Origin of the sequence: Acinetobacter sp. YH12255, assembly GCF_013417355.1 — a bacterium.
GTDB classification, from domain to species: Bacteria; Pseudomonadota; Gammaproteobacteria; order Pseudomonadales; family Moraxellaceae; genus Acinetobacter; species Acinetobacter pseudolwoffii.
Genome location: NZ_VPEC01000001.1, coordinates 209,356 through 216,542, shown reverse-complemented (window position 1 = coordinate 216,542; position 7,187 = coordinate 209,356). Strand labels below are relative to the sequence as shown.

Sequence of the window (7,187 nt, the reverse complement as noted above, 5' to 3'; positions counted from 1 at the left end):
TGAGCCAGACCACTTGACCCTGATGGAAATCTGGCAATAAACGCAGTTGAAACCATTGTCCTTTTTCTGGGGAAACCTTACGGTTACAGTCGATACCAAACATAAATCGAATACCATATTTTCTTATGGTTTTTAGATTTCCAGTCGATGAATACCAACTATCACCTGTAATAAATTGAATCTTTGCACCCCAACTGAGTACTTCACTTAACATATCCATAAAGTAATCATTCTTGGTTTTACTTTCAGATTTGTCATAAATTCGGAAATTAATTGGAATATTTTGACCATTTTGATCTGTCGCATACAAGGTAATGAGATTAATACCCTTGACGGATCGGTGGTGTTTGCCTGACCAAAAATAGCTAACCAAGTCCATATGTTGACTATATGGTTTATCTAAAACAGTATCATCAATACTGACTATAAGTTTATTATTATCAATATGTTGAATTGATTCTTGATATAGGTCGTGAGGTGTGTAGTCTTCACGCTCTAGAAAGCGATTTACACTATCATGCGAGATATTATAAGTCTCGGCAAGTTGTGTGCAGCTAATAGAGTTCGGTTCTGTCATGAGAAAGCCCATATAAATGGGTAATGTACAAGTTGCTGTAGAAGCATGTTTAATTCGTCTGATCACAGATACTTTATAAAGTATTTTAATACTTTTTTGAATCCGTCAATGCGTAAGTCCTATTAATTTAAAAAGAAATCTAATTTATTAATTAATGAAAAAAGATCAATCACCCTTTGGGCTGAACCTATAAATCAGCATGCATTGGAACAGGGGATTGATCCCAACTGTCTAGGTCATTTGACTGCAGCATATTGAATTTCAGCTTAAGCCGCTTGCTTCTCTTAAAGCAAATTACCCAGCAATTTTTTGACTTTTTCACATCTGTGAAACTGGCCTGCTTTTGCGTCTTTTGATTGTCAGCCAGAAAATTTACATGCCAAGATGTAGTCATTCAAAAACATGAACAGTACATAAAAATCTAGAGATTTTTAAAGCATAGAAGGAATCAATCATGGACAGATTGTCAGGAAAAGTAGCATTAGTGACTGGCGGCGGCCGCGGGATTGGACGCGCGATCAGCGAAGCATTTGCACGTGAAGGTGCACTGGTGGGTGTGCTGGATTTGAAAGAAGAAATCGCGCAGGAAGCGGTAGATCATATTGTTGCGCAAGGCGGTCAAGCATTTGCGTTGGCATGCAATGTGGCAGTTCGTGAAGATTTGTTTGCTCAAGTGGAAAAATTAAAAGCGCATTTTGGGCCAGTCGAAATTTTAGTGAATAACGCGATGTGGAACCGTTATGGGCCATTGGCTGAGCAGACTGAAATCATGATTAACCGCATGATTGATGTGGGCTTTAAAGCTGTGGTTTGGGGCTATCAGGCGGTGTTGAACGACATGATCAGCGCGGGCGGCGGCAATATTATCAATATCGGTTCACCATCTTCAGTGCTTGCGATGAAAAACGGTGTGATGTACAGCGCTGTGAAGAGCGCCGTGTCTGGCTTAACGCGTTCTGGCGCAGCGGAATTTGGTGAATACAATATCCGTGTCAATGCGATTGCGCCGACATCAACACCTACTGAAGGCGCGAAGCTGGTGGTTTCGGAAGAAGCGTGGGAAAACCGCCGCAAGCGCATGCCGCTGGGCCGATTGTGTTCTGCTGATGACATTGCCAATGCAGCAGTCTTTCTGGCTAGTGATGAAGCCAGTTTTGTCTCTGGCCATGTGTTGTTTGTGGATGGTGCAGCAACATTTGCCTTTTCTTAATGAAATTCAACATTTGAACTAGGCCAATGGACAGTGCCTAAACACAGAGCTAGCAAGAGGAATGCACCATGACTATAACTGTAACCAAGATTGGCGATACTGCAGATTTGCTGGGCGAAAGCCCAATTTGGGACAGCGAGGGTAAATGCCTGTATTGGGTTGATAGCGTCAGCTGTTTGGTCAAGCGCTATAACCCAATCACACAGGGATATAAAAGCTGGAAAACCCCCTCACAAATCGGATGCATTGGCTTTGCACCGAACAACTGTTTGATTGTCAGCTTGGTGGATGGTTTTTATGAGCTGAACCTAGGCACTGGTGAAATTAAAACCTTGATGCGCCCAATTCCACCTAATGACAAGGTGCGTTTCAATGATGGAAAAATTGACCGCTTCGGTAATTTTATCTGCGGTTCTATGGGGATTCACACTGAACCATTGGGTGAGCTGTATAGGATGAACCGTGATGGTAAATCACAAAAGCTGGCAAATGGCATCCGTATCTCTAACTGCATTGCATTCAGTCCAGATGGCAAAGTGATGTATATGGCGGACAGCCTAGATTTGAAAATCCGTGCTTATGACTATGGCGATGGAAATCAAGATTTACTCGAGCCGCGGATCTTTTTTGATACTTCTGGCTTGGGCTCTGCGCCGGATGGCGCAACAGTGGACGCCGAAGGTTATTTATGGGTTGCCTTAGTGAGCGCCAATAAAATTGCACGTTTTGCACCTAATGGCACCTTAGACCGCTTAATTCGTTCACCGACAGATTTTCCAAGCTGCTTGGCCTTTGGCGGCGAAGATCTCAGCACACTGTATGTCACTTCAATTAAAAACTCAGGCACTGGCCGCATGATTTCACGCCACCCTGAAGGCGGTTATTTGTTTGCCATCGATGGCTTAGGCGTAAAAGGGCTGCCTGAACCTCGCTATCAGCAATGAACAGATTAGATCACCAGACCAGACTACAAATATAGGTTAAATAAAATGACAATTTCTGTATTAGAAGCATTGATGAATCCGCAATCTGTGGCGCTGATTGGTGCTTCAGATAATCCAATGCGTATCGGTGGGCGACCGCTTAAATATTTGAAAAATAGTGGTTACTTGGGTGATATTTATCCGATCAATCCAAATCGAGAAAGTGTACAAAATTACCAAGCTTATTCTAGCTTAGAGGCAATTAAAGCAACACCAGATGTGGCATTACTGGCTGTTCCAGCAACGGCTGTATTGGATTCAGTTAAGGCGTGTGCAGATAAAGGTGTGAAATCAGCGATTGTTTTTTCTGCAGGGTTTTCTGAAGCGGGTGATGTTGGTGAGGAAATGCAGGTAGAAATGGTGAATATCGCCAAAGAAGCCAATTTACGTTTGTTAGGACCAAATTGTTTAGGTGTATTTAATAGCTACAAAAATTACTACGGTACCTTCTCGACTATTTTAGACCGAGAATTTGTACAGGCTGGCCCTGTCGCAATAGTGTCGCAAAGTGGCGCTTATGGGTCGCATATTGCACATCTTTGTCGTGAGCGTGGACTAGGGGTTGGATATTGGATCACCACAGGCAATGAATGTGATTTGGATATTTCTGAAGCTTTATCTTGGGCGGTAGATCAAGCCGAAGTAAAAGTCGTGATGGTTTATGCAGAAGGTATCCGCAACCGTGATAATTTTATTCAGGCTTTAGAGAAAGCGCGCAGTAAAGATATTTCGATTGTATTTATGAAAGTCGGTAGTTCTGCGGTAGGTGCGCGAGCTATCAGTTCACATACGGCTGCATTGGCGGGGCTTGATCATGTATTTGATGCTGTATTGCGTCAATATGGCGTTTTCCGTGCACATACCACGGCAGAGCAAATTGATATTGCATACACCGTGGTGAAAGCCAATACGCTGCAAGGTAATAAGTTAGGCATTTATACTTTTTCTGGCGGTTTTGGCATTCAAATGTCGGATGATGCAGAGAAAGCAGGTTTAGACGTAGCGGCCATGCCAGAAGAGGTTCAAGCCGAACTTAAACAACTTTTGCCCTATGCTTCACCAGTCAATCCTGTAGATGTCACTGCACAGGCGGCGACAGATTTGCCACTGATGACAGAATTTATGCGCGCCATGATTGAAAAAGGCGGTTATAACATTTTTGCTGGCATTTTAGGAAGCGGGCCGAGCAGTAAAAACTTCTCTGCATTGTTGAATGAGTCACTGACTAATGCGATGCAAAATGATACTGAATGCTTGAAATGCCTGACCATGACAGCGCCTCGTGAGATTATTCAAACCTATGAAGACAATGGATTTTTGGTCTTTGAAGATGGCAGTGCATTAATTCATTCATTGGGCGTACTGTGGCAATTCCAACAGTGGAAAAAGTTGGCACAAGAAGAAGCCAGTTTGACGAAAATTCAGTTGCCAGCACCAATCAACATTCCTCAAAAAGCGTTAAGTGAGCATGAAGCCAAAGCGATTTTGTCCAAGGCGGGTGTTACTTTTACCCCAGAAATTTTAGTGCCTGTAGGTCAAGATCCTGCTGTAGCAGCAGATCAGATTGGCTATCCACTGGTGATGAAAATCGCATCTGCAGATTTGCCACATAAAACAGAAGTTGGTGGCGTCAAACTGAACTTGAAAAATGTACAGCACGTCCAGCAGGAAATGAGCAGTATGGTTGCGCATGTGCGTCAGCAGGCACCCGATGCACTGCTCGATGGCGTGATATTAAGTCCAATGATTCAAGGGGGAACGGAAACCATTGTTGGCGTCTTTACTGACCCAAGTCTCGGGCCAGTGGTGATGTTTGGCTTGGGGGGAGTCTTTGTTGAAGTATTGAAAGATGTGACATTCCGTGTTGCACCATTTAATACGCAAGAAGCCCACCGTATGATTCGCGAAATTAAGGGCTTTGCCATGTTAGAAGGTGTGCGAGGTGGTGCGCCGTCAGATATTAATGCGCTCGCGCAGATGTTGTCTGATCTGTCTCAATTTGCTTATGTCAATCAGGGGCAATATGAAAGTATTGATTTAAATCCTGTGCTGGTTTTCCCTGAAGGCGAAGGTTTGATGGCGCTAGATGCGCTGATTGTGACCTGATGTAGGGTTGTAAAATTCATATCTGTGTAAATGTGTCTTAAATCCTCCAATTTATTGCACATTTCAGGTGAAATAAGCACTATTAAAGAAAGATAAAAAGGACTTGGAGCAGAACAATGAACGTGAAAATAGACCGTAATATTATGGAAAAATTTGAAAATATTATTCAAAACCAAACTGCAATAAACAGTATTGAAGTTATTGATTTCAAACAATCCATGCGCAATATTGCTTCGCCGGTTGGCGTAGTAACCACACGTCATGGCGATGTACGTCATGGTCTGACAGCAACGGCGATTTGCTCGGTCTCTATGGAGCCACCAAGCATGCTGGTATGTGTAAATCGCAGTGCAAGCGCAGAGCAGCTGATCGCAGACAGTGGCGCTTTTGCGATCAATATGCTGAGTGAAGATCAACACAATGTGGCGCGTCTTTTCTCCACCCCTGGATTGGCACCTGAAGGTCGCTATGCAGAGGGCGACTGGCATCATCTGGAAACTGGATCACCTGTTCTAAATGGTGCAACAGTGTCATTCGATTGTTTAGTTGAAAAATGCATCGAATGGGGGACGCATAATTTATACATCGGACGTGTGGTTGCGACCGAAACCTTTGATCATGAAATTTTACTGTATAAGGACGGTGCTTTCCGTCAGGTTGCTAAACACCGTTAGTTCAAGCAGTAAAAAATTCGATACGGATAACTGAATACTCAAAAGGACTTTGAAAAATGAATACACAAAAAGTTGCGATTGTTAGTGGTGCTGCTGGCAGTATCGGTACAGCAATATGCTTGGAATTAATGCAACAAGGTTATCAAGTCGCTGCCTTAGATAAAAATCCACAAGGACTCGCAGATCTAAAGGCCAAAACAGATGATCAAGTAGCCATATATGCTTGTAATTTGCTTAACCCTGAAGAAATCAGCCAGACATTAGACAACATCACACAGCAATTTCAGCGTGTGGACTTGATTGTAAATAATGCTGCCATTGGCCCCTCAATGAATGCAGTTTTGGAGACATCAGCCAAAGAATTTGAAGACACTTTTGAGGTGAATTGGGTGGCTTCAATTGAGCTAGTACAAAAATCACTGAAATTTATGACACATGGCAATGCTTCCATTATTAATATTGCCTCAGGCGCAGGGTTACACTCCAATCCTAAGCGCAATGCTTACTCAGCGTCTAAAGCCGCTGTAATCAGCTTAACCAAATCACTGGCCTGTGAATTGGCTGAGAAAAAAATTCGTGTCAATGCCATTGCTCCAGGCTATATCAAAACTGACATGATTGTGGCACTAGAACAGGACAATAAGCTGGACTTAAATGCCATCCGAAAACGTATTCCAATGGGGCGTTTTGGCCGTCCAGATGAAATTGCTAAAGTGGTTAACTTTTTAGCTTCCGAGGGTGCGGAATATGTGACGGGTTCAGTGGTCAGTGTTGATGGTGGCTATGCAACATTCAATCAAATTGGTGATGCTTGTGAAGCAGATGTGATTCGTACAGAAGATGAAGTGCAGCGTGCAGCACCGCAGACTGGTTCACGTGTAGTGGTTATTACTGGTGCAGCACGTGGTATTGGTCGTGCAACTGCTGAGGCATTTGCTACTCAAGGCGATGTGCTCGCAATGCTAGATTATGATGCTGATTCAGTTGAAAAATTGAAAGAAGATTTTGGCGATCAGCATTTAGCAATGCAGGTTGATGTTACTGATGAAGCACAGATTCAGGTTGCTTTTGAGCAGATTAAACAGCGGTTTGGTCGTGTTGATGTCATGGTGAATAATGCTGCGATTGCCGATATTTTTGGCCCAGTGGAACATCAGGCTTTGTCAGGTTTAAGAAGAATTATGGCAACGAATGTGACTGGTCCATTTAGCTGTGCGCGAGAAGCAGTGAAATTAATGCCTGCACAGGGTGGCACAATTATCAATTTTGGTTCAATTAATACACATCTACCGTTTGCACCACGTCATGCTTATGGCGCGTCAAAAGCCGCTATTGAAATGATGACACGCTGCATGGCAGCTGAACTTGGACAAAAAGGCATTCGAGTCTTGACTGTTTGCCCCGGCTATATCCGTACACCAGGTGTAGAAGAGTTGGAACGTAGCAATTCAATTGATACGCCTAAAATCAACCGCCGTATTCCTTTGGGTCATTTAGGTAAACCGGTCAATATTGCCAATGCTGTGCTGTTCTTAGCTTCGGAAGACGCTTCATATATGAATGGTTCGGCGCTGTTTGTTGATGGCGGTTGGTCTTCATTTGGTAATGCTGGTGATGCATCTGAGCAAGCTGCATAA

The 7,187-nt window shown here is 43.4% G+C and carries 5 protein-coding genes and 1 pseudogene; 5 read left to right on the top strand and 1 reads right to left on the bottom strand.

Annotation, left to right across the window (positions count from 1 at the left end; translation table 11 throughout):
* Positions 1-643, bottom strand: a pseudogene (locus tag FTV30_RS01060) (IS701-like element ISAba11 family transposase); the annotation flags it as partial.
* 388 nt (positions 644-1,031) lie between these two features.
* On the opposite strand from FTV30_RS01060, the gene FTV30_RS01055 reads away from it, so the two are divergent.
* From FTV30_RS01055 to FTV30_RS01035, 5 genes are all read left to right on the top strand, one after another.
* The gene (locus FTV30_RS01055; RefSeq protein WP_180000862.1) at positions 1,032-1,787 is read left to right on the top strand and encodes an SDR family NAD(P)-dependent oxidoreductase; all 756 of its coding nucleotides are present in this window, start codon (positions 1,032-1,034) and stop codon (positions 1,785-1,787) included.
* A 68-nt stretch (positions 1,788-1,855) separates the two neighbouring features.
* Entirely contained in the window at positions 1,856-2,731 is an 876-nt protein-coding gene (locus FTV30_RS01050) for an SMP-30/gluconolactonase/LRE family protein (RefSeq protein WP_180000861.1), read from the top strand.
* A 45-nt stretch (positions 2,732-2,776) separates the two neighbouring features.
* Positions 2,777-4,876, top strand: a complete 2,100-nt coding sequence (locus FTV30_RS01045) for an acetate--CoA ligase family protein (RefSeq protein ID WP_180000860.1) — start codon at positions 2,777-2,779, stop codon at positions 4,874-4,876.
* Positions 4,877-4,992: 116 nt separating this feature from the next.
* The gene (locus FTV30_RS01040; protein WP_257228881.1) at positions 4,993-5,550 is read left to right on the top strand and encodes a flavin reductase family protein; all 558 of its coding nucleotides are present in this window, start codon (positions 4,993-4,995) and stop codon (positions 5,548-5,550) included.
* Positions 5,551-5,606: 56 nt separating this feature from the next.
* Entirely contained in the window at positions 5,607-7,187 is a 1,581-nt protein-coding gene (locus FTV30_RS01035) for an SDR family oxidoreductase (RefSeq protein ID WP_180000859.1), read from the top strand.

Coding starts and splice junctions, on each gene's coding strand:
- FTV30_RS01050 (WP_180000861.1), top strand. CDS start 1,856: ATGACTATAACTGTAACCAAGATTGGCGATACTGCAGATTTGCTGGGC.
- FTV30_RS01035 (WP_180000859.1), top strand. CDS start 5,607: ATGAATACACAAAAAGTTGCGATTGTTAGTGGTGCTGCTGGCAGTATC.
- FTV30_RS01045 (WP_180000860.1), top strand. CDS start 2,777: ATGACAATTTCTGTATTAGAAGCATTGATGAATCCGCAATCTGTGGCG.
- FTV30_RS01055 (WP_180000862.1), top strand. CDS start 1,032: ATGGACAGATTGTCAGGAAAAGTAGCATTAGTGACTGGCGGCGGCCGC.
- FTV30_RS01040 (WP_257228881.1), top strand. CDS start 4,993: ATGAACGTGAAAATAGACCGTAATATTATGGAAAAATTTGAAAATATT.